The sequence below is a fragment of the Ruegeria sp. AG1 genome (assembly GCF_056541705.1).
Map to the genome: position 1 here is coordinate 348,165 of NZ_JBQFYU010000001.1, position 25,829 is coordinate 373,993.

General features: G+C 59.2%; 22 protein-coding genes. 7 read left to right on the plus strand and 15 right to left on the minus strand.

What is annotated here, in order from left to right; translation table 11 throughout:
• The first annotated feature begins 55 nt into the window (after nt 1–55).
• On the plus strand, nt 56–721 hold the full coding sequence (locus ACR0B5_RS01740) for an outer membrane protein (protein ID WP_480537999.1): 666 nt from the start codon (nt 56–58) through the stop codon (nt 719–721).
• Between the two features lie 26 nt (nt 722–747).
• Here the strand turns inward: ACR0B5_RS01740 and ACR0B5_RS01745 are convergent, their stop codons facing one another.
• The 4 genes from ACR0B5_RS01745 to cobS form a co-directional block, all read right to left on the minus strand.
• Nucleotides 748–1,089, minus strand: coding sequence for a DUF427 domain-containing protein (locus ACR0B5_RS01745; RefSeq protein WP_480538001.1), 342 nt, complete (start codon nt 1,087–1,089; stop codon nt 748–750).
• Between the two features lie 60 nt (nt 1,090–1,149).
• Entirely contained in the window at nt 1,150–2,940 is a 1,791-nt protein-coding gene (locus tag ACR0B5_RS01750; RefSeq protein ID WP_480538003.1) for an aminopeptidase P family protein, read from the minus strand.
• Nucleotides 2,941–3,023: 83 nt separating this feature from the next.
• A complete protein-coding gene (gene cobT / locus ACR0B5_RS01755; protein WP_170643028.1) occupies nt 3,024–4,901 on the minus strand; it encodes a cobaltochelatase subunit CobT in 1,878 nt (625 codons plus the stop codon).
• 121 nt (nt 4,902–5,022) lie between these two features.
• A complete protein-coding gene (cobS, locus tag ACR0B5_RS01760; RefSeq protein ID WP_170375030.1) occupies nt 5,023–6,009 on the minus strand; it encodes a cobaltochelatase subunit CobS in 987 nt (328 codons plus the stop codon).
• 529 nt (nt 6,010–6,538) lie between these two features.
• Between cobS and ACR0B5_RS01765 the strand changes: the two genes are divergently transcribed.
• A complete protein-coding gene (locus ACR0B5_RS01765; RefSeq protein ID WP_480538005.1) occupies nt 6,539–7,435 on the plus strand; it encodes a Hint domain-containing protein in 897 nt (298 codons plus the stop codon).
• Between the two features lie 7 nt (nt 7,436–7,442).
• Here the strand turns inward: ACR0B5_RS01765 and ACR0B5_RS01770 are convergent, their stop codons facing one another.
• Complete coding sequence (locus tag ACR0B5_RS01770) at nt 7,443–8,069, minus strand: J domain-containing protein (RefSeq protein WP_480538007.1); 627 nt, start codon at nt 8,067–8,069, stop codon at nt 7,443–7,445.
• Between the two features lie 107 nt (nt 8,070–8,176).
• On the opposite strand from ACR0B5_RS01770, the gene ACR0B5_RS01775 reads away from it, so the two are divergent.
• Entirely contained in the window at nt 8,177–8,431 is a 255-nt protein-coding gene (locus ACR0B5_RS01775; RefSeq protein ID WP_170660665.1) for a BolA family protein, read from the plus strand.
• Nucleotides 8,432–8,437: 6 nt separating this feature from the next.
• Here ACR0B5_RS01775 and ACR0B5_RS01780 read toward each other — a convergent pair whose 3' ends face one another.
• The 7 genes from ACR0B5_RS01780 to pepN form a co-directional block, all read right to left on the minus strand.
• Nucleotides 8,438–9,337, minus strand: coding sequence for a hypothetical protein (locus tag ACR0B5_RS01780; RefSeq protein ID WP_480538009.1), 900 nt, complete (start codon nt 9,335–9,337; stop codon nt 8,438–8,440).
• 142 nt (nt 9,338–9,479) lie between these two features.
• Nucleotides 9,480–9,890: a DUF4177 domain-containing protein gene (locus ACR0B5_RS01785; RefSeq protein WP_480538011.1), complete on the minus strand. Its 411-nt coding sequence runs from the start codon at nt 9,888–9,890 to the stop codon at nt 9,480–9,482.
• A gap of 80 nt (nt 9,891–9,970) precedes the next feature.
• On the minus strand, nt 9,971–11,215 hold the full coding sequence (gene pepT / locus ACR0B5_RS01790) for a peptidase T (RefSeq protein ID WP_480538013.1): 1,245 nt from the start codon (nt 11,213–11,215) through the stop codon (nt 9,971–9,973).
• 88 nt (nt 11,216–11,303) lie between these two features.
• On the minus strand, nt 11,304–12,815 hold the full coding sequence (gene gatB / locus ACR0B5_RS01795; RefSeq protein WP_170375043.1) for an Asp-tRNA(Asn)/Glu-tRNA(Gln) amidotransferase subunit GatB: 1,512 nt from the start codon (nt 12,813–12,815) through the stop codon (nt 11,304–11,306).
• 69 nt (nt 12,816–12,884) lie between these two features.
• Nucleotides 12,885–14,138, minus strand: a complete 1,254-nt coding sequence (locus ACR0B5_RS01800) for a hypothetical protein (RefSeq protein ID WP_480538015.1) — start codon at nt 14,136–14,138, stop codon at nt 12,885–12,887.
• A 125-nt stretch (nt 14,139–14,263) separates the two neighbouring features.
• On the minus strand, nt 14,264–14,692 hold the full coding sequence (locus ACR0B5_RS01805) for a hypothetical protein (protein ID WP_480538017.1): 429 nt from the start codon (nt 14,690–14,692) through the stop codon (nt 14,264–14,266).
• Nucleotides 14,689–17,241: an aminopeptidase N gene (gene pepN, locus ACR0B5_RS01810; RefSeq protein WP_480538019.1), complete on the minus strand. Its 2,553-nt coding sequence runs from the start codon at nt 17,239–17,241 to the stop codon at nt 14,689–14,691. The genes ACR0B5_RS01805 and pepN overlap by 4 nt, the downstream gene beginning before the upstream one ends.
• Before the next feature lie 206 nt (nt 17,242–17,447).
• Between pepN and ACR0B5_RS01815 the strand changes: the two genes are divergently transcribed.
• From ACR0B5_RS01815 to ACR0B5_RS01825, 3 genes are all read left to right on the plus strand, one after another.
• Nucleotides 17,448–19,583 (plus strand): malate synthase G, encoded by a 2,136-nt coding sequence (locus tag ACR0B5_RS01815; RefSeq protein WP_480538021.1) that lies wholly within the window; start codon nt 17,448–17,450, stop codon nt 19,581–19,583.
• Nucleotides 19,584–19,665: 82 nt separating this feature from the next.
• Nucleotides 19,666–20,091 carry a GlcG/HbpS family heme-binding protein gene (locus ACR0B5_RS01820; RefSeq protein WP_170483737.1) on the plus strand — a complete coding sequence of 142 codons (426 nt, stop codon included), beginning with the start codon at nt 19,666–19,668 and terminating at the stop codon, nt 20,089–20,091.
• Between the two features lie 230 nt (nt 20,092–20,321).
• Nucleotides 20,322–21,101 carry a gamma-glutamyl-gamma-aminobutyrate hydrolase family protein gene (locus ACR0B5_RS01825; protein ID WP_480538023.1) on the plus strand — a complete coding sequence of 260 codons (780 nt, stop codon included), beginning with the start codon at nt 20,322–20,324 and terminating at the stop codon, nt 21,099–21,101.
• A gap of 50 nt (nt 21,102–21,151) precedes the next feature.
• Here the strand turns inward: ACR0B5_RS01825 and ACR0B5_RS01830 are convergent, their stop codons facing one another.
• Both ACR0B5_RS01830 and ACR0B5_RS01835 read right to left on the minus strand, forming a co-directional pair.
• Complete coding sequence (locus ACR0B5_RS01830; protein WP_480538024.1) at nt 21,152–23,392, minus strand: xanthine dehydrogenase family protein molybdopterin-binding subunit; 2,241 nt, start codon at nt 23,390–23,392, stop codon at nt 21,152–21,154.
• Nucleotides 23,393–23,395: 3 nt separating this feature from the next.
• Nucleotides 23,396–23,860: a (2Fe-2S)-binding protein gene (locus tag ACR0B5_RS01835; protein WP_170375059.1), complete on the minus strand. Its 465-nt coding sequence runs from the start codon at nt 23,858–23,860 to the stop codon at nt 23,396–23,398.
• A gap of 97 nt (nt 23,861–23,957) precedes the next feature.
• Here ACR0B5_RS01835 and ACR0B5_RS01840 point away from each other — a divergent pair, with 97 nt between their 5' ends.
• Complete coding sequence (locus tag ACR0B5_RS01840) at nt 23,958–24,536, plus strand: TetR/AcrR family transcriptional regulator (protein WP_480538026.1); 579 nt, start codon at nt 23,958–23,960, stop codon at nt 24,534–24,536.
• Here the strand turns inward: ACR0B5_RS01840 and kynU are convergent.
• Nucleotides 24,529–25,722, minus strand: a complete 1,194-nt coding sequence (gene kynU, locus ACR0B5_RS01845) for a kynureninase (RefSeq protein WP_480538028.1) — start codon at nt 25,720–25,722, stop codon at nt 24,529–24,531. The genes ACR0B5_RS01840 and kynU overlap by 8 nt on opposite strands.
• Nucleotides 25,723–25,829: the final 107 nt, after the last annotated feature.

Below are 25,829 nucleotides of genomic sequence, written 5' to 3' on the forward strand. Positions count from 1 at the left end.
CTCCTAGCCTAATTGACGAACTTCTCATGAAAGTCACTCTGATTGAGGTTTGGACATGTCTTACGAACGATTTTCTTGGCTGATAGCGGCGGTTGCGATCTCGATGATTGGTGCTGCCCAATCTCGCGCGCAGGAGGCGCCCTATGTCACTGGCTTTCTCGGTGCTACCGATATGGGCGACTATGATTTTGATTTCTTTCAAACGGTTCCTTCAATCGTGGTCGGTCAAGGCACCATCACAACCGACACTGGAATCTCCTACGGACTGGCCGTCGGAATGAAGGTCGCGCCTAATCTGCGGGCCGAATTCGAACTTTCACACGCCTCGAATGATACAAAGGAAATCGGCCGCCCGTTTACCCAGTACGACGGAAGCTTTGATGCGACATTCGGGATGGTAAACCTCTGGTATGACATCCCGGTGCAGGGCAGGTTCAAGCCCTATATTGGCGGGGGACTTGGGTTTGCGCGGGTTTCCCACGACGGTCAGTCCGGTGCTGGCGTCACATTGGTCGATGACAGTGACACGGCTATTGCAGGGCAATTGGGGTTTGGTGGCCGCTTCCAAGTAGGGGAACGCGGAAACATCGACATCGGGTACCGTTACAAGACGACCGGCGATCTTGATTTCACCACGACCCAAGTGTTCATCCCAACAGATCTCACGGATGGCCGCTACTCGTCGCACTCGCTCATTCTTGGGTACAGCTACAGTTTCTGACAGACGTAACTAAGTACTTCCGCCCCTCAAATCTGTTCGACCTTGATCGAGTCCACCGGGTAGAAAGCCAGATAGTCTTTGAGGCCGGCCGTATCCTTACCGGGGGTCTCAAAGCTCCAGGCCGCGTTTTCGGTGACCGAGGATTTGTTCACGATCGAGAAATGCGTGGCATCGCCTTTGTGCGGGCAGTGAATCACCTTGTCCGTACGGTCCAGGAAGGCCATCGCAATGTCAGAACGGGGGAAATAGATCACGGGTTCCAGATCACCTTCGCGCAACTCAAGCGCGTTTGAGCTTTCGCCCAGAATGGCCCCACCAGAGCGGACGCTCCATTTGCCGGGTGCTTCGGTGATCGTGATTTCAACCATGTCTTTTCCCTCGTTCTTGTCAGGGCTTCTCCTTTGCCCATTTTATGTGACAGTCTGATGTCAAACTGGCGCGGTTGCGGCATCCAACCACAGTTGAGCGTCCCCGCCCAGCCTTGGCCTGATTTTTTCCGCAACGTCGCGGTGATAGCTATTCAGCCAATCCCGTTCTTGTGCGGTCAGCATGTCAACCAGAATCAGGCGGCGGTCTATGGGCACATAGGTCAGCGTGCGCCATTGTAACATGGCCCGTTCCGCATCGCCGTCGGGCAGCGACGGTGCTTCCTCTACGACAATCAGGTTTTCGATCCGGATGCCAAACGCGCCCTCGCGGTAATAGCCGGGTTCGTTCGACAGGATCATACCGGGCTCAAAGGGTACGTGGCTGACGCGCGACAGGCGTTGCGGGCCTTCATGCACGCTCAGATACGCGCCGACACCGTGACCGACGCCGTGGTTGAAGTCCTGCCCCGCCTGCCACAGAGGCGCGCGCGCCACGCATTCGATATCGCGCCCGGCCAGTCCAATTGGCCAGCGCAACATCGACATGGCGATCATGCCTTTCAACACGCGGGTAAAGCAGACCTTTTCGGTCTCTCCGACCTCACCTATTGCGATGGTGCGCGTGATGTCGGTGGTGCCGTCCAGATACTGCCCGCCGCTGTCCAGCACCAACAAATGACCTTCCTGCAAGGTGCTGTCGGTCTCTTCCGTCACGCGGTAATGCATGATCGCCCCGTTGGCGCCGGTTCCGGCGATCGTGTCGAATGAGATATCCTGTAGCGCATTGTCCCGCCGACGGGCTTCTTCCAGCCGGGTCACGACCTGCGTTTCGCTGATCTGCCCCGGCGTTTGCTGATCCAGCCAGAACAGCGTTTCGACGACGGCAACGGCGTCGCGCAGGTGGGCCTCGGCGCTGCCTGCAATCTCGGCCGGGTTTTTGCGAGCCTTGGGCAGGGCGCAAGGGTCGCCTCCATCAACCATCCGGTCCCCAAGCGCATCCGCTACAATTTGAGGCACTGTGCCCGGATCGACCTGAACCTTACCTTCTAGGGCAGCAACGGCGTCCAGAAATCCATCAGGCTGGTGAACCGAAACCTGAGGGCTCAGATGTTCTCCCAGTTCGCCTAGTTTTGCTGCAGCCATGAACAGATCAACACGACCGTCCGCATGTAGAATGGCAAAGCCATGGGCGACCGGGTTGTAAGCAATGTCCGAGCCGCGAATGTTCAACACCCACATGATCGAGTCGGGCAAAGTGATCACCGCCGCACTCCGCCCGCCGTCACGCAGGCTTTCAGCCAGTCGGGTGATTTTGCTCTCAGCGGTTTCCCCTGCAAACTCAATCGGATGTACCTTGACAGGGTTCATCGGTGGGGCAGGCTGATCCTGCCATATCCGGTCCACTAGATTGGCACAGCGCACCAACTCGATCCCGCTTCCCTCAAGGTCCGTCTGCGCGGCTTTGATCTGACCTGCGGAATGAAGCCATGGATCAAATCCGACCGATCCCCCGTTCGGCAACTGCTGTTTCAACCAACTGCTCAGGCTCACATCGGGCCAGGGCACCGGAGTGTAGTCCTCCGCCACCTGCGCCTTGACCTGCGTCCGATAGCGCCCGTCTATGAACACCCCGGCCACGTCCCGCAGGGCGGCGCAAAACCCGGCCGAGCCAGTGAACCCGGTCAGCCAGGCCAGTCGTTCGTCCCGAGGGGCCACATACTCACCCTGATGCGCATCCGCGCGCGGCACCAGAAAACCGTCCAAGCCTTCGCGCTCCAGTTCCTGCCGCAAAGCAGCCAATCGCGGAGGTCCTTGTTCGGGCCGTGCTGTCACCTCAAAAGACTGAAACATACCTGCCTCCCTCAAGCCAAAGTGTGGTTTCAAGCCACCTCTTTATCTTTTTGAAAAAATACCCGGCGGAGGCAAGGCCAGCCTCAGCTGGCCCTTTTCATCCCCATCACTCGGGCCCGCGCGCGCGGGTCGCTGTCGAACAAAGCCGCCAACTGTTCGGTCATGGCGCCAGCCAATTGCTCCACATCGGTGATCGTAACCGCACGATCATAGTACCGGGTCACGTCATGCCCGATCCCAATGGCCAACAATTCCACCATCTTGCGCTTTTCGACCATGGCGATCACGTCGCGCAGGTGTTTCTCCAGATAGTTCGCCGGGTTCACACTGAGCGTGGAATCATCGACCGGAGCACCGTCGGAAATTACCATCAGGATCTTACGCGCCTCGCGCCGCGCCAGCATCCGGCGATGGGCCCATTCCAGCGCCTCACCGTCGATGTTTTCCTTCAGCAGCCCTTCCTTCATCATCAGACCAAGATTGGGCCGCGCCCGGCGCCATGGTGCATCGGCACCTTTGTAGATGATGTGACGCAGATCGTTCAGACGTCCCGGCTGTTGCGGGCGGCCTGCATTCAACCAAGCTTCACGGGCCTGACCGCCTTTCCAGGCGCGGGTCGTAAAGCCCAGAATTTCAACCTTCACATTGCAACGTTCCAGCGTCCGGGCCAGAACATCCGCGCAGATGGCCGCAATCGAAATCGGACGCCCCCGCATCGAGCCAGAGTTATCCAGAAGCAGGGTCACTACGGTATCGCGAAACTCGGTGTCCTTTTCGACCTTGAAGCTCAGCGGTGTGGTCGGGTTGGCAACCACGCGTGCCAGACGACCGGCATCGAGGATACCTTCCTCGCGATCGAATTCCCACGACCGGTTCTGCTGTGCCTGCAAGCGGCGCTGCAATTTGTTGGCCAAGCGGCTGACCGCACCCTTCAACGGCTCAAGTTGCTGATCCAGATAGGCACGCAACCGCTCCAGTTCAGCAGGCTCTGCCAAATCCTCGGCGGCGATCTCCTCATCATGGGTGTTCAGATAGACCTTGTATTCCGGGTCAGCCTCGGACGCAGGCGGAGGGGCAGGTGGCTCCAGCGGCGCCTCGCCCTCTGGCATCTCAGCCTCATCGCCCATCTCATCCTCGGCCATCTCGTCCATCGAGACTTGGGCCTGAGATTGATCCTGCTGTTCTTCTTGCGACTGCTCGGGCGTGGCGTCAGGATCCTGTTCCTCCTGATCATCTTGCCCGGTGCTGTCGGGATCGGGCTGCTCTTCGGCGTTTTCCTCGGCCTGATCTTCCTGCTCTTCGTCCAGCTCATCAGGATCATCACCCAGCTGGTCGCCATAGCCCAAATCCTTGATCACCTGACGGGTGAACTTGGCAAACTCTGCCTGATCCGAGAGGATTTCGTCGAGCTTCTCAAGCGTGCCGCCAGCCTGCTCCTCAATGTATCCACGCCAGAGGTTCATGACATTGTTGGCCGCCGGCGGCAGGTCACGCCCGGTGGCCAGATGCCGGATCAGATAGCCCGCAGCAACCGACAAAGGGGCATCGGCGGGCTGCTTGCACTGGTCATAGCCGCGCCGTAGGGCCTCATGGCTAATCTTAACATCAATGTTGGAAGCCGTACCGGGCATATCCCGCGCGCCCATCGCCTCGCATCGGGCGGTTTCCATCGCTTCATAGAGGTCCCGCGCCATATCTCCGGGCGGGGCATAGCGCATATGGGTCGCGTCATCGTGATAGCGGCGCTGCAAGGCCAAGGCATCGGCAGTTCCGCGCGCCAGCAAAACCTCTTCGCGCGTCATCCGGCGCGACACCTGAGGCAACCGCATTGCCTCACCAGAAAGGCCCGAGGGATCGACGGTGTAACTTACGGAAAGCTCCGGATCATCGGCCATGACTTTGGTGGCCTCAGCGAGAGCTTTCTTGAACGGATCAGCAGGGTTGTCGTTCTTTTGTGCCATGTCCCCAAGCCTTTCACAGTGCCGTCCCGATTTCCACCAAACAGGAAGCCGGATCCGCCTTCATCTGGCTAAAAATACCTCCGCCGGAGGCATTGCGCCCGAAACCGGGCGCAATTCGGCGTTAGCCCAAGCTCACGCTTGCCGCGCTTTCCGGCAGTTCTTCGTCAAAGCAGCGCTGATAGAACTCGGCCACGGTCTGGCGCTCAAGCTCATCGCACTTGTTCAGGAAGGACAGGCGGAACGCATAGCCCACATTGCGGAAAATCTCAGCGTTTTGGGCCCAGTTGATCACGGTCCTTGGGCTCATCACGGTCGACAGGTCGCCATTCATGAAAGCGGTGCGGGTGAGGTCGGCAACGGTGACCATCTGGCTGACGGTCTTACGGCCCTCAGCCGTGTTGTACAGCGGTGCTTTCGACAGCACGATCATCGTCTCGGCATCGTGGCTGAGGTAGTTCAGCGTCGAGACCAGAGACCAGCGGTCCATCTGTGCCTGGTTGATCTGCTGCGTGCCGTGATAGAGGCCGGTCGTATCGCCCAAACCCACGGTGTTTGCGGTGGCGAACAGGCGGAAATTCGGGTTCGGGGTGATGATCTCGTTCTGGTCCAGCAGGGTCAGCTTACCATCATGCTCCAGCACGCGTTGGATCACGAACATCACGTCCGCACGGCCTGCGTCGTATTCGTCGAACACGATGGCGACAGGGTTGCGCAGGGCCCAGGGAAGGATGCCTTCGTGGAACTCGGTCACCTGCTTGCCATCGCGCAGCTTGATCGCATCCTTACCGATCAAGTCGATCCGGCTGATGTGGCTATCCAGGTTTACACGCACGGCGGGCCAGTTCAGACGGGCGGCAACCTGTTCGATATGGGTCGACTTACCGGTGCCGTGATAGCCCTGGATCATCACGCGACGGTTATGCGCAAACCCTGCCAGAATCGCCAAAGTCGTCTCTGGGTCGAACTTGTAGGTCGGGTCAATCGCGGGCACCCGGTCGCTACGTTCCGCAAAACCTTTGACCGCCATGTCGGTATCAATGCCGAACACGTCACGGACCGAGATCTCTTCGGTGGGTTTTGCGTTGATATCAATCGATCCGTCAGCCATTCGCCTTGTCCTTATCCTTAGGCCCGTCTTGCCGGGTTTGAACCCGTGTGTGGTGCAACATATTCCGACCAAGGGCAAGGGAAAGCCGCTCGCTAAAAACGCTGACAGGATGTTTCTTATCAACTGGCCTTATCTGCGGGAAGGGCGGGGTTACGTTAGAGTGGCGATGAGCAAGCGGCTCTGGTTGGGTTCTTCAATAAATCGTCAACCTTAGGAAAACCTGATGTCTCTATTCGCGCGGCTGCTACGGCAAGTCGCGGTCCGAGCGCAGGCTTGAGTTCCTACTCAAGGACAAGTTTGAGAACCCGTTCATTCAATCATCGTTAAGAGGACGCCTCACTCCGAGACGGACAGGGATTTAAATTCAAGAAATTAAATATTTCTTTGAATGAGCCTAACTGAACGGTAAAATGAGCAAAGTCTGCATGTTTAATGGGCTATATGTAGGGGGTTAAGGTGTTCGCGACATCCTTTGTTGAGTCAGGGTGGCTTCAATTGTTACCTGTTGGCGACCGGCAAGGTGCAGTGAATGCCTTTTGACGCGCTCCTCTACACGGTGACTGAGACCGGCGGCACTGGTAACCTCATAGTTCAGGGATCAACGACACCTGCGATAATCTCAGGGCAAACGGTTTCTTTCGATGGCGGCACGACCTTCGTACCCTACACCTATCTCGGTCAGGGGAACTATCGCGGTACAATTGAAACCGCGGATTTTATCCAAGTAGGTGGGCAGATTTACGCTTTCAATAGTGTCGATCCGACCGGGTCTCTCAGCACCGGGAATTGGGAGATCACCGTGAGTGACCTCGACCCGGTCAACCCGCCTTGTTTTGCAACCGGAACGCTGATTGACACAGAAAGTGGGCCACGACCTGTAGAGTCTTTGATGGCTGGGGATCGGGTCTGTGTGGCAGGCGGGCAAACATTGCCGATCATCTGGATAGGCAAAAGAACTCTCAGCGCGAACGCGTTGCGCAAAAATCCAAAGTTCAGGCCCGTCCGGATTCAGCGCGGCGCTTTGGGTGATGACCTGCCCAGCCAAGACTTATTTGTTTCCCCCCAGCATCGGATTGTGCTGGAAGGTTGGCGGGCCGAGCTTCTTTTTGGCGAGCCTCGGGTTTTTTGTGCCGCAATACACTTGGTGAACGATGGTTTGATCCGTCAAATGCCGCCTGTGGCACCTGTAACTTATTTCCACATTGTCTGTAGTCGACATGTGGTCCTATCGTCACATGGTTTGCAAAGCGAAAGCTTGTTTCTCGGTGATCTTGCGTTGAAATCATTCCAACGCGAAGACGTCGAGGAATTGCGTGCCTTGTTTCCCGAGCTTAGTAATCCGGCTTCGGCGCAACGACAGCGGACACACTTGCGTTGTCTGAAGCGACTCGAAGCAGAAGTATTGCGGGATTTGTTGCCAGGGTAAGAGCAGCCTACTTGAAGTTCCGGCTGTCCTTTATCTGATCCCAGGCCCAGACGACCTCTTGCAGTTGCTCTTCCTGAGACCGGTCGCCGCCGTTCATATCCGGGTGCAGCACTTTGATCAGCTTCTTGTAGGCCTTGCGAACCTCGGCCTTGGACCAGCTGTCATTGGCCTCCAGAATCTCGATGGCGCGCCGTTCGGTGGGCGGAAGGCGACGGCCACCGCCACCCGAGGTGCGGCCTTTGTTCTGAGTGCTGTTTGCGCCCAGAACCTGGTGTGGGTCTTCGATGCCCAGACGCGCCCAGGCACGTGCCTCGGGGTCGCCCATGGGCTTGGTTTCACGCTCCCAGACTTTGTCCTTCGTGCGTTGTGCGTTCAGTTCGGCTTCGGTCGTGCCATCGAAGAAGTTCCACCTCTGATTATACTCGCGCACATGCTGCTGGCAGAACCAGTAGAAGTCATCAAGAACGTCCGGGGCCTTGGGCGCGCGGTACTTGCCGGGTTCTTCACAGCCTGGGTGATCACAGATTCGCACCGAGGTCTCAGATGCGCCCGACATGCCCCGACGCCCGCGCGGGTTCTTTTTCTTGGCGCTGGAGACGGACATATCGAATCCGAAAGGGTCTGATTTCGTCATGCTGTGATCCTTAAGAACGCATCTTCTCGACTCGGAGGCAGCAGTTTAGTCTAAGCAGCCGAAAGTAGAAGAGGGGGGCGGCAAGTTTTTTGCCGTTGAGCATAAAAATGACTGTGACTGACGAAATCCGAACCCGACTGCAGGCCGCCTTTGATCCGCGTGAGCTTGAGGTGGTGGATGACAGCGAAAGCCACCGGGGCCACGCAGGGTTTCAGGAAGGTGGCGAGAGCCATTTCAACGTCCGCATCCGCGCCGCCGCATTCGAGGGCCAATCTCGCGTGGCCCGACATCGTGCGGTTCACAAGGCACTGGGCGACATTGTGCCGCGTATCCATGCTTTGGCGTTGGATATTGGCGTTTAATCTAGTTCAAAACCGGAGCCGAAAGGCGAGGCCGACCAGAGGAGCTGTGTCATAGCTCTGGCGGCTGATTTCGTTGCCGTTTTCGTCCTCCAGTGTCAGTCGGCCATCGAATTCGGCCCCGGCAAAGACGGTTAAAGACACGCCCGGATTCGGATCATAGCTGAGCGACGCAACCACAGGGAGGCTTTTGTCTTCGCCGATCCCGCTCGGAGCCAACCCCGCGTCGTCTAGCCGGAAGCGAATTTTTTCGGATCGGGCCGACAGCGAGAGGCTGAAATCGTCGTTCAGTGCGTAGCTGAGAGTCAGCCCCGGCCCGCGAGTCGCACCGATTCCGGAGCCAGTGTTCAGGTTCCAGCGATCATTGATGTCCCAATCCACCAAAAGCGCCGGAAAGAGATCGACACCACTATCTTCCAATTGCGTGAAGGCTCCAAAAGCTGGTCCTATCGTCAGGCTTTCGCTGATCCGCCACGCGACGCCCGCAAATACACCATAGGTACGACCATCCGAAGATGCCGCGCCTTTCTGATAGTCCCACCTGACCTGAGGCGACACGAACACACTGGCCCGCTGGCCAGCCTGAAACCGCAGAGGAGCCGATATTCGGATGTCACGAATGTCGTTCCAGGGCTGGTTGTCCGCCGCGCTGAAGTCATAGTCCAGCTGCCCGTAGCTGACCGAGATGCCAAGTGACGTTTCGCTCTCAAATCGGTACAGTCCGGTGGCCCGCAGGAACGATCGCGTCGCGCTGAAGTCTCCGCCCTGATCTAGATCGGCGCTTCCCTGGTAAGCGGCGAGCCCGTCGATCTGGCTGACCCATCCCAGCCGTTGTTGTGCGGCGGCCGGCAGCGCGATCTGGCAGGCGATTGCGGTGAGGAAACAAAGAAAAGCGGTGCAAGGTTTCATCGCGGCCGGGGCCCTGTTTTGTGACAAAGTGTATCTTGGGACGATACGAGCAGAACCCAGTAACGGATGACCGCCTGAGTCTCGTTGGCTCAATCCGTGTTTTCTAGACCACACCCTCTGGCCCATGTAGTTCTGTTGAGTTTTACTTGGCCTCCTCGCTCGGCTTCAAAGTCAATGGCGGCTCATCTACTTCGGCTGAAATTGGTTCCGGGGCCTGAACCACATCCGGCCCGGGGACGGGCTGAGCCAAGGGCACGCCCTCGGGCGTTTCGGTTGGCGATGGTGTGGCCACAGGGGCCACTACCTCGGTGGACTCGGCCTCAATCACCCGACGAAAAACCAACACGTTGCGCCAGTTCGTGGTCGATCCGGTCAGGCCCGAGCGTTCCTCGCTGGGCAGCAACTCGGCGCGCTGGTATTCCCATCCCTGTTGGCCCATCTCGTTCAGCACCTGCTCGACCGAGGTGGCAAAGCGGCCCTCGGGCGTTTTGACGCCTTTGGCCTTCGCGCCCTTTTGCGGGGCCGGAATGACTTTGTATTCGTAGCGCGGCATCGACTGTTCCCTTGTACCTTTGACGGTCAACTTAACACGCAGGTCGCCGGGTGAAAGAGACGTTGCGCATCCGGCGCAAATCAGCCGGTCTTCTGCACCGCCTTGGCCACAACCGACAGGCAAAGCTCGGTCGCCAGTGCCATGTCCTGCACCGAAATCCACTCCAATGGTCCGTGAATGCACTGCATGCCGGTGAACAGGTTGGGGCAGGGTGTGCCAAATTCGGTCAGGCGAGAGCCATCGGTGCCGCCGCGGATCGGAACCGAGAGGGGCTCGATCCCCAGTTCCTGACAGGCTTCGCGCGCCAGATCGACGGGGGTCATGTCATTCTCGAGCCAATAGCGCATGTTGCGGTATTGGTGGCTGATGTCGCAGGTGATGGTCGCGCGCGGCTCGGAGGCCTGAACGGCGTCGCAGACCTTGCGCACCAGGTCGCGCTGGGCCTCAAGCCCCTCCATCTCGAAATCCCGCAGGATCAGCTTGATCTCCATCTCGGAAGAGCCGCCATTCATGTCGGTGACATGGATGAAGCCTTCGCGCCCGTCGGTGACCTCGGGGGTCAGTGTGGCCTGCGGCAGGGTCTGTACGATCTTTGCGGCCAGATGGGTGGCATTGACCATCTTTTCTTTGGCCAGACCGGGATGGATCGACACGCCGGTGATCTTAATCACCGCGCGGTCGGCCGAGAAGCTTTCATATTCGATCTCCCCCACCTCTTGCCCGTCGAGTGTATAGGCGAAATCGGCCTTGAGGTCCTTGGGCAGTTGCTCGGTCACACCGCGCCCGATCTCTTCGTCCGGGGTGAAAGCAATGCGGATGGGGCCGTGTGGAATGTCTGGATTTTCGATCAGATGCCGCGCCATGGTCATCAGGATGGATACGCCTGCCTTGTCATCAGCGCCCAACAGGGTGGTGCCCGAAGCGGTGATCAGATCATGGCCGATCTTTTCGGCTAGATAAGAGTGTTCGTCCGGGGACAGAACCAGATCGGGATCATCGGGAAAACTGATCTCACCGCCGTTAAAGCCCTTGATGACGCGCGGTTTGACTCCGGTTGCGTTGAATTGCGGGGCGGTGTCGACATGGGCGAGGAACCCCACGGTCGGCCCTTCGGCGGTGCCGGGAATGGTCGCCACAACGACGCTGTCGCCGGTCATCTCGACATCCTGCGCGCCGATCTCGGTCAGCTCCTGCTGCAGCAGGTTCAGCATGTCGAACTGAATGGGCGTACTTGGGGTCGAAGGTGATGTCTCATCGCTTTGGCTGTCGATAGCCGCGTAGCGCATCAGACGGTCTTCAAGTTCCTGATCGAATTTTCTGGTCATGGCACCTCTCCTGCGCGGAAGAAAGGGCGCAAAAGAAAACGGAGTCAAGCGGGTGGCCTGACTCCGTCGCAGAACTTTGAAAACGGGCTTACGAACCCAGCTTTTGTGCAACCAACTCGTTGACGGCCTTGGGGTTGGCTTTGCCGCCGGTGGCTTTCATCACCTGACCGACAAACCAGCCAGCCAGTTTCGGGTTCACCTTGGCCTTTTCAACCTGCGCCGGGTTGGCAGCGATGATCTCGTCCAAAGCAGCCTCGATGGCGCCGGTGTCGGTGACCTGCTTCATGCCGCGCTCTTCGACTATCTGCGCCGGGTCGCCGCCTTCGGTATAGACGATCTCGAACAGGTCCTTGGCGATCTTGCCCGAGATGGCATCGGACGAGATCAGATCAATGATTCCACCCAACTGCGCCGGAGATACAGGCGAGTCGGTGATGTCATGATCTTCTTTTTTGAGGCGGCCAAACAGTTCGTTGATGACCCAGTTCGCGGCCAGTTTGCCGTTGCGGCCTTTCGCGACTTCTTCGAAATAGGCAGCGCTTTCGACCTCGGCAGTCAGGACTGAGGCGTCATAGTCGGTCAGGCCGAACGCTTCGATGAACCGCGCCTTTTTCTCGTCGGGCAGCTCAGGCAGCTTGGAGGCGATGTCGTCGACCCATGCCTGTTCGATTTCCAAAGGCAGCAGGTCAGGGTCTGGGAAATAGCGGTAGTCGTGCGCTTCTTCCTTGGACCGCATGGACCGCGTCTCACCCTTATCCGGGTCGTACAGGCGGGTTTCTTGATCGACTTTGCCACCGCCTTCGACGATCGCGATCTGACGGCGGGCTTCGACTTCAATCGCCTGCTGGATAAAGCGCATCGAGTTCATGTTCTTGATCTCGCAGCGGGTGCCCAGATGCGAGAAGTCCTGCGTTTCCTGGTACTTCTCATAAGCACCCGGCAAACAGATCGAGACATTCACGTCCGCCCGCAGGTTGCCGTTCTGCATGTTGCCATCACAGGTGCCCAGATAGCGCATGATCTGACGCAGCTTGGCGATATAGGCGGCGGCTTCTTCGGGGCCACGGATGTCGGGGCGCGAGACGATCTCCATCAGGCAGACGCCGGTCCGGTTCAGGTCCACGAAGGACATATGCGGGTCCATGTCATGGATCGACTTGCCCGCGTCCTGCTCCATGTGAATACGTTCGATGCGCACCATACGCGCGGTGCCGTCGCCCATCTCAACCAGCACTTCACCTTCGCCCACGATGGGGTGATAAAGCTGCGAGATCTGGTAGCCCTGCGGCAGGTCAGGGTAGAAATAGTTCTTGCGGTCAAAAGCCGATTTCAGGTTGATATCCGCCTTCAGGCCCAGACCCGTGCGCACGGCCTGTTCCACACAATATTCGTTGATCACCGGCAGCATGCCCGGCATCGCCGCGTCCACGAAGGCCACGTTCGAGTTCGGCTCGGCCCCGAATTGGGTCGACGCGCCGGAAAACAGCTTGGCATTGGACGAGACCTGAGCGTGCACCTCCATCCCGATCACCAGTTCCCAATCGTGCTTGGCCCCGGCAATGGTTTTGATTTTCGGCATTTCGTATGTCAGGTCGAGCATGGCGCGCCTCTAATTTCCGCAGAAGTCTAGGCTTGCGTATTAGGCCCGGCGCGCCAAAGGGGCAAGGGGTTAGTTCCCGGAGACTTGCAACCCCGTCGGCGTGAAGGTCACGCTTTGACCATTGCGCAGTTCCTCGCGCAGTTGATTGGCGATCGCGCGTAGCGCATCCCGGCGGCCACGGGCGGCGAAGCGCTCGGTCGAGTTGATGTGCAGGCTGTTGCTGAACCCGTTCGCCGCATGAGCCCAGATCAGGGGGTGCAGCTCGGTCAGGTGATCGCGGATCAGCCAGTTTGCAGCCTCGCAAATCTGTTTGCGGGCGATGTCGGCCTTTGGGTTGCGGCCCATCCCGTTCTGCAACGTGACCGAGCAATAAGCGGCCAACAGGTTGATCGTCTGCTGGTCGGGGCGGCGTTCGACGATGTCATGCAACCCTTCCAGAAAAAACTCGACGTCCACCCGCGCGCAGGCTTCGTCATCCAGTGCGATGGCATCGAACTGGACCCAGGTATATCCGCCAGCACCCCATGTTTTCTGAGTGCGCGCGGCGTTGCGTAGGGCCTGAACTTCCAGCTGGTCGTAGGTCCCGAACCTGCGTGGCAACAAATGGCTGCCCATGGCGCGCATGTGGCGATGGTTTTGCGGGTCAAGCGTGATCAGCTCTTCGTATTTGTCTGCTACACGGGTGCGTGGGCTGACATGGCCCGCCAAAAGGGCACAATCCGCAGCGGCAATCGCTGGGCTGTTCGGCATGGCAGAGCGGCAGTCCTTCAGCAAATCGGCAGCGCGGTCGAAATGCGCGGCGCAACGAGATTGATGCAGTGCGGGCAGGTCTTTGGGGTCTGCTGTTCCGCGCCATGCCCAGGCCAAATCAATATGAGCCAATGCCACCACAAGGGCGATCATCGGGTCATCGGGGTGGTTCTGAATTTCACCCTCCAGTTCAGAGATGCCTGCCAGAAAATCATAGTCTGACTGAGTTCTGCCATCAGACAGGGCATGTTCCGCGGCCAGCACAACATCCGCGCGTGCCCCAAAACCTAACAGGTCGGCAATCGGCTGGCCGCAAGGTGTTGTTTCGCGTGCGTCATCCGCGGCCTGCATCTCTTGCGAGAGTTCGACCCACATATCCTGACGCGCCAGATGGCGCCCGCGTTCGATCACCTTATATCCGGCGGTGTCATCTGTTTCCGCGATCGGGATGTTCAACTGCCCCGAGGCGACAAGCCACGCGGTTGCGTCCGCGACAGACGCTGGCAAAGGCGTAGAGGTGGGACTGGAAGAGCCGAAAAGACGGGCGGCAGCCGCCCTAAAAGACCGAAACATGGCAAAACTCGAACTGTAACAAACTTGTAACGCATCCAGTTTGCCAAAAACTGTGTCTATTTCAAGGAGTCGTTGCGCGCTTTAGTTCGAGATGTGATCAATTAGCCCTTGGGCTTGGGATTGTTTCAAAAAACCCTAAAATGATGACGTTCAACGGTAAATCCCGCCTGCTGCAACACGTCTTCGAACTCTTTGTTTGGGGGTAGCGACTCATCCGGTAGGCGGACGCGCTTGTCCGATTTCAGCACCGCTGAAACGCGAATCGAGAAATCCCAGCGGGTGTCAAATCGGAATCGGTCAACCTCGGACAGGTCCAGTTCGCCGCTGCGTTGGCCGGTGAACCAGCGTAGTTTCTCGCCGGTCAGTTCGACCCCGGCGCTGGTGTCTTTCACAATATCCCAGACGGCCGGCAGTGTCGCCAGCGCCAGCAACGCCATCAACCACCAGGCCGCTTCTACGAAAAGGACCAGGCCGACTAGCACCGCGTAGATGCAGATCAGCAAGACCACCACGCGCGGGTTCCGGTTTTGCCGTGTAAAGCTGAACGAGGTCATGCGCCGAGGATGCGCGAGACCATCTCGGTCGTGTCGCGTGACAGCTCGGACGTATCTGCGATCCGGCGCAGCTGCGCGCGCATCAGCGCCTGACGGTCGGCGTCATATCGTTTCCACGTCTGGAATGCTGAACACATACGCGCCGTGGTCTGCGGGTTCACCGGGTCCAGCCGGATCAGCCAGTCGGCAAGTAGGGCATAGCCCGCTCCGTCCGCCTTATGGAAGCCCGCATGGTTCATGGCCAGCGATCCCATCAAGGCACGGAACCGGTTGGGGTTTTTCCAATTGAAATCAGGATGCTCTGTCAGAGTGCGTGCGGCCTCGACCGTGGTCTGAGGGGCGGCCATCGAGACCTGCAGACCAAACCATTTGTCGACCACAAGCCGGTCATGCTGCCACTGGTCGTAGAAGGCGCTCAGTTCCGTCTCACCTTTGCCCGCGCGCAGTAGGCAGGACAGGGCGGCCAGTTGCAGGGTCATATTGTCGGCAGTTTGGTACGCGTCTGCCGCCTTGCTGCCGCTGTCCAGCCGCGAGGTGAGAGCCAGCGCCGCTCCGCCCAGTGCACGTTTGCCGGATTGCGCCGCATCCGGTTGGTAGGAGGCGTCCACAAGTGTTTCGCTGTGCAGTTTGGGAAGCAGGTCCTGCACGTGTTGCGCAGTGGCTTGTCTGAGGGTCTCGACCGCAGTCCAGATGGCCATCGGGTCGGGCGTGACACCCTTGTCATGCAGGGCGGCGGCCAGTTCGGATTGGGCCGGAAGGCCCAGCATCAGGGCCCGATAGGCCGGGTCCAGTGTTTCGTCCCGCAGCACGGCCAACAGGCCATCCAGATAGTCGGAATCCGGCGTCGCCTCTTCGGTGATCATGCGCAGCAGAGTGTCCTCGGCCAGCGAGCGACCCGCCTGCCAGCGGTTGAACGGATCGGTGTCTTGAGCCAGCAGAAAGGCGCGCTCAGCATTCGAAGTGTCATGTTCAAGGATCACAGGGGCCGAGAAATCGCGTAGGATTGAGGGCACGGGTTTGGCCGCCAGTCCGGCGAAGGAAAAGCTCTGCTCGGCCTCGGTCAGCTCCAGCACTTGGGTTGCGTGAACCTCGTCGCCTTTCGGGCCCAGCAAGCCGACAGCGACGGGAATGACCTGAGGCTGCTTATCCTCTTGTCCCGGAGTCGGGTCGGTGCGTTGGCTCAGCGTCAGCGTGTAGGTACCATCCGCCCAATCCTCGGCCACGGATACGCGCGGAGTACCGGACTGGCTGTACCAACGTTTGAACTGGCTCAGGTCGCGGCCTGTTGTGTCCTCGAAGACTTGCAGCCAATCCTCGATCGTACAGGCCTGCCCGTCATGGCGGTCAAAATAGAGATCCAGTGCCTTACCATAGGCCTCATCCCCGACCAGACGTTTCAACATGCCGATGACCTCGGCACCTTTCTCATAGACGGTTGAGGTGTAGAAGTTGTTGATTTCTTGAAAACTCTCGGGTCGAACAGGGTGCGATAGCGGGCCATTGTCCTCGGGGAACTGCCGCGCGCGCAGGTCGATGGCGTCGTGGATGCGCTTGACTGGCGCCGAGCGCATATCCGAGGTGAACTGCGCATCGCGGAAAACGGTCAGGCCCTCTTTGAGGCACAGCTGAAACCAGTCGCGGCAGGTGATGCGGTTGCCGGTCCAGTTGTGGAAATACTCATGCGCGATGATCGCCTCGATCCGTTCGAAGTTTACGTCGGTCGAGGTTTCCGGGCTGGCCAGAACGGCTGAAGAATTGAAGATGTTCAGCCCCTTGTTCTCCATCGCGCCCATGTTGAAATCGTCCACGGCTACGATGTTGAACACGTCCAGATCGTATTCGCGGCCGTAGACGTCCTCATCCCATTTCATGGACTTCTTGAGCGCCTCCATCCCGAAGGCACATTTGCCTTCATCGCCGGGGCGAACCCATAGGTTCAGTTCGACATCGCGACCGGACATGGTGGTGAACTGGCCCGGATGCGCGATCAGGTCTCCGGCGACCAGAGCAAACAGATAGGCGGGTTTGGGCCATGGGTCCGTCCACTCGGCCCAGCCTTCGCCCTTGCCGGACGGGTTGCCGTTGGACAGCAGCACCGGAAGGTCGCCATTGACACGCACCGTGAAGGTCGACATCACGTCGGGGCGGTCCGGGTAGTAGGTGATCTTGCGGAATCCCTCGGCCTCGCACTGGGTGCAATACATGCCGTTCGACATATAGAGCCCTTCAAGCGCGGTGTTATTGCCGGGGTCGATCTCAACCTCCGCCTCCCAGACAAAGGGGGCGTCGGGGGCGGCAACCGTCAGCCCCTCAGGCGTGAGGGAGGGGGATACGTCGGCACCGTCGATGGAGGCGCGGATCAGCTTCAGTTGCTCTCCATGCAGGAAAAAGGTGCGATCGCTGGCCTCCGGATTGGGACGAAAGGCGATGCGGGATGTGACGCGGGTGGCATTTGCTGCCAGATCAAACGTCAGATGCACGTTGTCCACCAGATACCCGAACGGGGTGTAGTCTTTCAGATAGATTGTGGTGGGGGCGGCGTCGCGCATCGGGGGCCTCGCAAAACTTGGGTCGAGGGCGACGTTAGGGGCATCGCGGCAGGGCTGCAAGCCGCCTGTATCCGCTGTTTGCGGCGTTGATTTCGCATTTGGTAAGATTTTCTTACCAGAACGTAGCGGCATACGTTGCCTATCGGAAACTTTCGCTCTAAATGCTGACGGCATACAGTGGCGTACATTCGTGGGAGAGGAAGAAAATGGCCAGCAGACAGACACGCAGCGGACTTCAGGTCGATCCGGTTCTGGTCGCATTCATCGAAGGTCAGGCTTTGCCCGGCACCGGTGTCACCGCCGAGACCTTCTGGAATGGCCTGTCGCGCATCGTATCCGAATTGGGTCCCAAGAACCGCGCCTTCCTTGTCAAACGAAAAGAGATTCAGGACCAATTGGATGCGTGGCACCTGGAGCACAAAGGCCAGGACCACGACGCCGAGGCTTATCAAGCGTTCCTGCACGAGATCGGGTATCTGGTGGAAGAAGGCGAAGACTTCCAGATCGAAACCGCCAATGTCGACCCCGAGATCGCCGCAACGCCAGGTCCTCAGCTGGTTGTGCCAATCACCAATGCGCGCTTTGCTCTGAACGCCGCGAATGCCCGTTGGGGCAGCTTGTATGACGCCCTGTATGGCACGGATGCGATGGGCGATCTACCTGCAGGCGGAGGCTACGATGCTGCCCGCGGCGCGCGTGTTATTGCATGGGCTAAAGCGTTTCTCGACGATGCCGTGCCGTTGGCCAGCGGATCTTGGGCGGACGTCACAAAGCTGAGCGTTGAGGCTGGCGCTTTGGTTCCTGCTCTGGAGGACGCCTCCAGCTTTGTGGGGCATGGCGGCGCGGCCGAAAAGCCCGAATTCATCCTGTTGAAAAACAACGGTCTTCACATTCAGATCATGATCGACCCAATCAGCGCGATTGGCGCCGCTGATCCGGCCAACATCTCGGACTTGCGGCTCGAGTCCGCGTTGTCGACGATCATGGATTGCGAGGACTCCGTGGCCTGTGTGGATGCAGCCGACAAGGTTGTTGCCTATGGAAACTGGCTGGGTCTGATGAAGGGTGACCTGACTGAAGAGGTCAGCAAATCCGGCAAGACTTTTACCCGCCGGTTGGCGGCTGATCTGGACTTCACGGACGTCAACGGAGCAGAGGCGCGTTTGAAAGGCCGCTCGCTGATGCTGGTGCGCAATGTTGGCCATCTGATGACCAACCCGGCCGTGCTGGATGCCGAGGGCAACGAGATCGGCGAGGGCCTCATGGACGCTCTTTGCACCACGTTGATCGCCATGCATGATCTGGCGCGCGATGGCGGCAACTCGGTCAACGGGTCGGTCTATGTGGTGAAGCCAAAGATGCACGGCCCGGAAGAGGTCGCCTTCTCGGTCGAGATTTTCGATATTGTCGAAGACATCCTGGGCTTGCCGCGTAACACCGTGAAGCTGGGCATCATGGATGAGGAACGCCGGACCTCGGCCAACCTCAAAGAGTGCATCCGGGCCGCGAAATCGCGCGTGGCCTTCATCAACACTGGCTTCCTTGACCGGACTGGGGATGAGATCCACACTTCGATGGAGGCAGGCCCGATGCTGCCCAAGGGCGATATCAAGAACACACCGTGGATTGCGTCCTACGAGGATCGAAACGTCGATATCGGTCTGGCCTGTGGCCTGAAAGGCAAGGCGCAGATCGGCAAAGGTATGTGGGCCATGCCCGATCGCATGGGCGATATGCTGGAGGCCAAGATCGGCCATCCGCAATCCGGTGCTACTTGCGCGTGGGTTCCCTCGCCAACTGCTGCGACTTTGCATGCCACGCACTACCATAAGGTCGACGTTCTGGCCCGTCAGAATGAGCTGACCGCCGGTGGCGCACGCGGCACGTTGGAGGACCTGCTGACCGTTCCGCTGCTGGGTGGCCGCAACCTCAGCGATGATGAGATCACCCGAGAGATCGAGAACAGCGCCCAGGGTATTCTAGGATATGTCGTGCGCTGGGTCGATCAGGGTGTTGGATGTTCGAAAGTGCCGGACCTGAACGACATTGGCTTGATGGAAGACCGAGCGACATGTCGGATTTCCAGCCAGGCGTTGGCCAACTGGTTGCACCATGGTGTTGTCACCGAAGAACAGGTGATGGCGGCGATGCAGAAGATGGCGGCCGTTGTGGATCGTCAGAACGAAGGTGACGCAGCGTATCATCCGATGGCACCTGGCTTTGATGGCATTGCTTTCCAAGCGGCCTGCGATCTGGTGTTCAAGGGGCGCGTTCAACCGTCGGGCTATACCGAGCCGGTTCTGCATGCCCGTCGTTTGGAGTTGAAAGCCAGCTTAGGTTAAGTGGATAGGGCGGGAACGAGAGGGCTCTCCGCCCCCTCACGCTCCCCCGAGGATATTTTTGACCAGATGAAAGGGATCAGGGATGGCAATTTCCTTGCGCAAGGCGCGCACCATCATTCGTAAAGCTCTGGAAGAGGGGCGTCGGTTGGAGTTGAAACCGCTTTCGGTCGTTGTACTGGATGCAGGCGGTCATGTTATTGCGTTTGAGCGTGAAGATGGCGCGGCCCCCGGACGGTTTGGAATTGCGCAGGGCAAGGCCTATGGTTCGGTCATGCTGGGTATGGCCGGGACGGCGCAGATGCAGCGGGCCGAAGCGCAGGCCTATTTTATGGCTGCGGTGAACGGCGTCTACGGCGGACAGGTTGTTCCGGTGCCGGGTGGTGTGCTGTTGCGAGACAAGAAAGGGGCCGTGATCGGTGCCGTTGGCGTGACAGGCGACACCTCGGACAACGACGTGCTTGCTGCGATGGCAGGGATCGAAGCCGCGAACCTTGTTGGCGAAAGCTGATTTCCTTGAAGAAGTGGAGAGCCTGCGCTGGCTCTCTCACCCAAATTGGACTTTTTGCATTGCACGTTTAGCGGGCAATGGGAGCCCGATTGTCACACTGTCCTATCGTTTGAATAGATGTGCGGCATTGAACACGTACTTGCGCTGACACACAGGGCCTGTGCTATTGCGCGCTGTTGTCCCTGCCGATAGCTTTTCCACACGTTTAGGAAACAAATTGGGAAAGCAGAATGTCTCGACCCGTCGTCGGTATCATCGGCAACTCTTACTTGATGAATGACAACTACCCGACGCATGCCGGTGGCACGATGAACTCGGATGCCGTTGCGAATGTTTCAGGGTGTTTGCCGCTGCTGATCCCGGCTGATCCACGTTACGTCTCGGTCGAGGAATTGCTGGACGCGTGCGACGGGTTTCTTCTGACGGGCGGTCGACCCAATGTTCACCCCGAGGAATACGGTGAGCCGCCGACCGAAGCGCATGGTGATTTCGACCGGGCGCGCGATGCGATTACCTTGCCGCTGGTACGCGCTTGCGTTGAGCGCGGCCAACCGTTCTTTGGAATTTGCAGAGGTTTTCAAGAAGTTAATGTTGCGATGGGCGGGACGCTCTATCCCGAGATTCGCGACCTTCCGGGACGGCAGAACCACCGGATGCCTCCGGAAGGAACGCTTGAGGAAAAATTCGCCCTTCGTCATGTCGTAACTCTGAACGAAGGCGGCGTGTTCCATCGGCTGTTTGGTGCGCGAGAGGTGATGACCAATACGCTGCACGGTCAGGGGATCAAAGCCGTGGGCCAGAATGTCGTGATCGACGGTCATGCACCGGATGGCACACCTGAGGCGATTTATGTCAAAGATGCGCCGGGCTTTACCCTCTCGGTCCAATGGCACCCGGAATGGGATGCTGCAAATGACCCGGTATCTCGCCCGTTGTTTGAGGCGTTTGGCGCGGCGGTCAAAGCCTGGTCCGCTGGATCAAGCACGCGGTTCCTGCAACAAACAGCGTAAGTTTTGGCACCGGTCCGGCCGGGAGGGGATGCCGGACCGGTGCGTCGCGATCAAATCAGCAGGTCGAACTGATTGATCAGCGGCAGGGTTCGTGCGCGTTCTCCGGTCAGATCAAACAGCGCATTACCTAAGGCCGGCATCGAGGGGGGTGTACCGGGCTCACCTGCGCCGCCCATATGGCGGTTGGTCTCGAGAACGCGCACTTCGACCTGCGGAGCCGTGTGCATGCGAAGTGCGTCATAGTCGGGAAAGTTGAACTGCTCTACTTCGCCCTCGGCAAAGGTGATTTCGCCGTAGCAAGCGGCACTCAGGCCGTACATCATCCCGCCAAACATCTGCGCTTTGACGTTTTCTGGATCCAACGCGAGACCCATGTCACAAGCGATCCACGCCTTGTTGATGCGGATCGTGCCGTCTTCGTCGACCACCTCGATCACCTGCGCGACCGGAGTGCCAAAGCTGTAGGTAAAGGCGACACCTCGACCGACGCCAGCCAGGGTTTGGCCGGTCCAGCCCGACATCTCTTTCACGGCCTCAAGGCAACCTGCCGAGGGGGCGTGTTCGGTCTTCATCAACTCCAGCCGGAATTCCAGCGGGTCACGGCCTGCGGCATGGGCCATCTCATCCATGAAGGTCTCATGGAAAAAGCCGTTATGGCTGTTGCCGACCGAGCGCCAGAAGCCAACAGGCACGTCGAGCTTCGCGATGTGGCCGCTCATCCGGTAGTTCGGAACAGCATAGGGTTGGTTAAAGAAGCCTTCAACCAGCACCTTGTCGGGCCCTGCACCGGGCATACCCGTATAGCGCTCAACCGCTTGCTGCGTGCAGGATTGCGAAGCAACCGCGCCGTCGACCAGCACCGCTTTGCCATCCTTCACAGCACCGCGCAGCCGAGCGATCGCGCCAGGGCGGTAGTAGTCGTGTCGCATGTCTTCTTCCCGGCTCCACGCCGTCTGGACCGGAGTGCCGGGCATCGCCATGGCGACCTTGGTGGCGATATCGCCGAAATCCAGTTCCCCACGGCGACCAAACCCGCCGCCCAGATAGGTGGTGTGGATCTGCACCGCATCCGTATCCAGACCGGCGGTATTGGCGACTCGGAATTGGATCAGGGTGGGGGCCTGATTGCCGCACCACAGCTCCAGCGCGTCGCCGGTGTAGAGCGCGGTGGCGTTCATCGGCTCCATCGTGGCGTGGGCCAGATAGGGCAGGTGGTATTCGGCGGTGATTTCGGTTGCGCCCTCGGGTGTGACGCTCACGTCGCCGTCATCGCGCATGGTCGAGTTCGGAGCATCATCAAATGCTTCGGCGATCTTGGCGAAGATGCCGTCGGTTTCCGGCGGGTAGGGGGCATCCCCCCAGTCCACGTCGATCGCCTCAACCGCTTGATTGGCAAGCCATGTGTTGTTGGCGATGACCGCAACGCCAGTGCCCAGATCGACGATCTGGTCGACCCCCGGCATGTCTTTTGCGGCGCTGTCGTCATAGCCGTTCATTGCACCGCCCAGCTTGGGGTTCATGCGCACAGCCGCAAATTTCATACCGGGCAGGCGGACATCGACGCCGAATTCAGCGGTGCCTGTCGCTTTGCCAACCATGTCCAGACGCGGTTGGGTCTGGCCCAGATACCGCCATTCGGACGGGTCACGCAGAGGCACCTCGACCAGCTCAAGACCGGCCGCATCCATCGCGAGGTCGGGATAGGCGATCTTGTCGCCATTGGGCGCGATGACATGCCCAGAGGCCGTCTGTAGTTGCGATGGATCAACCCCCAGACGGTCGGCAGCGGCCCGTTTCAGGGTCTCGCGGGCCGACGCGCCGGCCTGCCGCATCCGCTCGAACCCGTCCTTCATCGAGGTCGAGCCACCGGTGACCTGAAGGCTCAGCGCTTTGCCGAGGACACCCAGCGCCTCACCCAGATTGTGCTGGAAGTTCGAGATGTCGTAGCCCTTGTTTGGCAGCCCTTCGCCAACCAATGCGGAATTGTAATACGCCGCCGCAGCAGGGCCATGCAGCACGTTGATCTGGTCAAGATCGACGTCCAACTCCTCGGCGATCAAAGCAGCCCAGGTTGTCTTTACGCCCTGTCCCATTTCGGCACGCGGGGCGAACAGGGTCACGCCATTCTGGTCGATCAGAATGAACGGGTTCAGCGCGGCCTCACCCTCGCCGGGTTTCAGCGGGTTCGGGGCAGGACGGGTGACGTAGTAGGCACCAAAGGCCACACCGCCGACAATCGCGGCCGAACCGATCAGGAAAGTGCGGCGCAGAATTTTTCCAACTTTTCCCATCTCTTACGCCTCCTGCAACTTGCCAGCGGCGTCTTGGATCGCGGCGCGGATACGAGGGTAGGTGCCACAGCGGCACAGGTTGCCCTGCATCGCGTCGTCTATGTCCGCGTCCGTCGGGGCGGGGTTTTCGGCCAGCAAAGCCGCCGCCTGCATGATCTGCCCGGACTGGCAATAACCACATTGCGCCACCTGATGATCGACCCAGGCCTGCTGGATCACGGCCATAGCCTCGGGCGAGCCGATGCCTTCGATCGTAGTCACATCGCCCCAGACATCCGAAAGCGACACCTGACACGATCGCACGGCCTCACCATCGATATGCACGGTGCAGGCGCCGCAGGCGGCCACGCCGCAGCCGAATTTGGTTCCGGTCAGGCCGACCTCATCCCGGAGGACCCAAAGCAGGGGGACGTCGTCGGGCAGGTCAACCTGATGTTGCTTGCCGTTGATCTTCAGCGCGGTTGCCATGGCACACCTCTCGTAGCTGTGGCGGTTTCTGACATAATTGTCTGAAAGTGTCAGTGTGTCAATTGACAAATTAAACGAAAACTGTCAGATCGGTTTCATGACGGAAAAACAGGACGATCCGCGACAACAGGCCATTCTTGCGTCGGCGCTTGAGGCGTTCGCGGCCTACGGGTTTCGCAAAACCTCGATGGACGACATCGCCAAAGGGGCGGGCATGTCGCGCCCAGCCGTGTATTTGCACTACAAGAACAAAGAGGCGATCGTGCGCAGCCTGACGCGCGCGCATTATGCCGAGAAGACCGCAAACGTATCGCAGGCCTTGACGGGCAATGGCAGCGTGTCCCAGCGTTTGGCGCGCGCGATCGACGGGCAGATCAAGGGATTGGCTGAGATACTGACCTCTCCCCACGGGCGCGAGATGCTGGATACCAGCAAATCGACCGCCTCGGACATTCTGGCCGAGGGGGAGGAGGAGATGACCGCTCTTTACGCCGATTGGCTGCGGCAAGAGGACAGCGCCGGACGCGTCCGCCTGCCTAACGGTCCGGAAGAGACGGCGAAAACCATCAACGCGACACTGATGGGCGTTAAGATGACCGCAACCAACGCGGCTGAATTCGAGCAACGCATCTCGCAATTGGCGGAATTGCTGGGTGCCGGGCTTGAGGTCAGGTAACCCGCTGGCGGATTTTGTACTCGGGTTGGTCCCACAGGTTGTTCGTGATGATATCCGCCAGAATCTCTGCGGCCTGTTCCACGTCGCTTTCGTCAACATAAAGCGGCGTGAAGCCAAAGCGCATGATATCCGGTGCGCGGAAATCTCCGATCACGCCGCGGGCAATCAGCGCCTGCATGGCGGCGTAGCCTTCGTCAAAGTGGAATGAGACCTGACTGCCGCGCCGCGCCGGATCGCGTGGGCTGGCGAGGGTCAGACCGGGGCAGGTGGCCTCGACTTTTGCGATGAACAACTCGGTCAGTTCGATGGATTTCGCCCGGACATCGGCCATCTCGGCCATGTCCCAGACATCCATCGCCGCAGACAGCGCGGCCATTTGCAAGACCGGAGGGGTGCCGACTCGCATCCTCTCAATCCCCGAACCGGGACGATAGTCGAGATCGAAGGCAAAGGGTGCTTCGTGCCCAAGCCATCCCGAAAGCGCGGGGCGGACACGTTCGGACAGGCGCGGAGCAACGTAGATGAACGCTGGCGCACCTGGACCGCCATTGAGGTATTTGTATGTGCACCCGACCGCGAAATCAGCATTGCACCCGGCCAGGTCGACCGGAATTGCACCGGCGGAATGGGCCAGATCCCAAACCGTCACCACACCGTTTGCATGGGCCAATTCGGTCAGAGCTTTCATGTCGTGCATACGGCCGGTGCGATAGTCGACTTCGGTCAGCATCAAAACCGCGACCTCTTCGGTGATGTTTTCGGCGACCTCTTCCGGGGCGACGACGCGCAATTCGTACTCCGCGCCCAGAGAGCGGAGCAGCCCGTCCGCCATATAGAGATCAGATGGGAAATTGCCGTTGTCCGACAGTACAACCTTGCGGTTCGGGTTCAACTCCAGCGCCGAAGCCACGCCCTGATAAACCTTGATCGACAGAGTGTCGCCGACCACAACGCTGCCTGCCTCGGCCCCGATCAGACGTCCGATCCGATCCCCCAAGCCCGTGGGCAATCCCATCCATCCGGCCTTGTTCCAGCCGGTGATCAGCATCTGTCCCCATTCCTGCGTCGCCGTCTGGTGCAGACGCGCATCAACCGCCTTTGGCAACGGACCCAGAGAGTTGCCGTCGAGATAGAGAATGCCTTCGGGCAGTTCGAACATGGCTTTGGTTGCTTTGAAGTCGGTCATTCCGGCTGGGCCCTGTTGTTTATTTTGGTTGTATCCGTTGGCTATCGGATGCGCTAAGCGCTGTCTACCGATGCATATCTTCGAAATAAATTGCCGCGACCTTTTGA

What these genes read in the sequence shown, in the direction of transcription:
- ACR0B5_RS01835 (WP_170375059.1), bottom strand. Translation starts at nt 23,860, where the DNA reads ATGGCAACCGCGCTGAAGATCAACGGCAAGCAACATCAGGTTGACCTG.
- pepT (WP_480538013.1), bottom strand. Translation starts at nt 11,215, where the DNA reads ATGACCAGAAAATTCGATCAGGAACTTGAAGACCGTCTGATGCGCTAC.
- ACR0B5_RS01765 (WP_480538005.1), top strand. Translation starts at nt 6,539, where the DNA reads ATGCCTTTTGACGCGCTCCTCTACACGGTGACTGAGACCGGCGGCACT.
- cobT (WP_170643028.1), bottom strand. Translation starts at nt 4,901, where the DNA reads ATGGCACAAAAGAACGACAACCCTGCTGATCCGTTCAAGAAAGCTCTC.
- ACR0B5_RS01840 (WP_480538026.1), top strand. Translation starts at nt 23,958, where the DNA reads ATGACGGAAAAACAGGACGATCCGCGACAACAGGCCATTCTTGCGTCG.
- pepN (WP_480538019.1), bottom strand. Translation starts at nt 17,241, where the DNA reads ATGCGCGACGCCGCCCCCACCACAATCTATCTGAAAGACTACACCCCG.
- ACR0B5_RS01785 (WP_480538011.1), bottom strand. Translation starts at nt 9,890, where the DNA reads ATGCCGCGCTACGAATACAAAGTCATTCCGGCCCCGCAAAAGGGCGCG.
- ACR0B5_RS01805 (WP_480538017.1), bottom strand. Translation starts at nt 14,692, where the DNA reads ATGACCTCGTTCAGCTTTACACGGCAAAACCGGAACCCGCGCGTGGTG.
- ACR0B5_RS01750 (WP_480538003.1), bottom strand. Translation starts at nt 2,940, where the DNA reads ATGTTTCAGTCTTTTGAGGTGACAGCACGGCCCGAACAAGGACCTCCG.
- ACR0B5_RS01770 (WP_480538007.1), bottom strand. Translation starts at nt 8,069, where the DNA reads ATGACGAAATCAGACCCTTTCGGATTCGATATGTCCGTCTCCAGCGCC.
- kynU (WP_480538028.1), bottom strand. Translation starts at nt 25,722, where the DNA reads ATGACCGACTTCAAAGCAACCAAAGCCATGTTCGAACTGCCCGAAGGC.
- ACR0B5_RS01745 (WP_480538001.1), bottom strand. Translation starts at nt 1,089, where the DNA reads ATGGTTGAAATCACGATCACCGAAGCACCCGGCAAATGGAGCGTCCGC.
- gatB (WP_170375043.1), bottom strand. Translation starts at nt 12,815, where the DNA reads ATGCTCGACCTGACATACGAAATGCCGAAAATCAAAACCATTGCCGGG.
- ACR0B5_RS01815 (WP_480538021.1), top strand. Translation starts at nt 17,448, where the DNA reads ATGGCCAGCAGACAGACACGCAGCGGACTTCAGGTCGATCCGGTTCTG.
- ACR0B5_RS01800 (WP_480538015.1), bottom strand. Translation starts at nt 14,138, where the DNA reads ATGTTTCGGTCTTTTAGGGCGGCTGCCGCCCGTCTTTTCGGCTCTTCC.
- ACR0B5_RS01825 (WP_480538023.1), top strand. Translation starts at nt 20,322, where the DNA reads ATGTCTCGACCCGTCGTCGGTATCATCGGCAACTCTTACTTGATGAAT.
- ACR0B5_RS01820 (WP_170483737.1), top strand. Translation starts at nt 19,666, where the DNA reads ATGGCAATTTCCTTGCGCAAGGCGCGCACCATCATTCGTAAAGCTCTG.
- cobS (WP_170375030.1), bottom strand. Translation starts at nt 6,009, where the DNA reads ATGGCTGACGGATCGATTGATATCAACGCAAAACCCACCGAAGAGATC.
- ACR0B5_RS01775 (WP_170660665.1), top strand. Translation starts at nt 8,177, where the DNA reads ATGACTGTGACTGACGAAATCCGAACCCGACTGCAGGCCGCCTTTGAT.
- ACR0B5_RS01740 (WP_480537999.1), top strand. Translation starts at nt 56, where the DNA reads ATGTCTTACGAACGATTTTCTTGGCTGATAGCGGCGGTTGCGATCTCG.
- ACR0B5_RS01830 (WP_480538024.1), bottom strand. Translation starts at nt 23,392, where the DNA reads ATGGGAAAAGTTGGAAAAATTCTGCGCCGCACTTTCCTGATCGGTTCG.
- ACR0B5_RS01780 (WP_480538009.1), bottom strand. Translation starts at nt 9,337, where the DNA reads ATGAAACCTTGCACCGCTTTTCTTTGTTTCCTCACCGCAATCGCCTGC.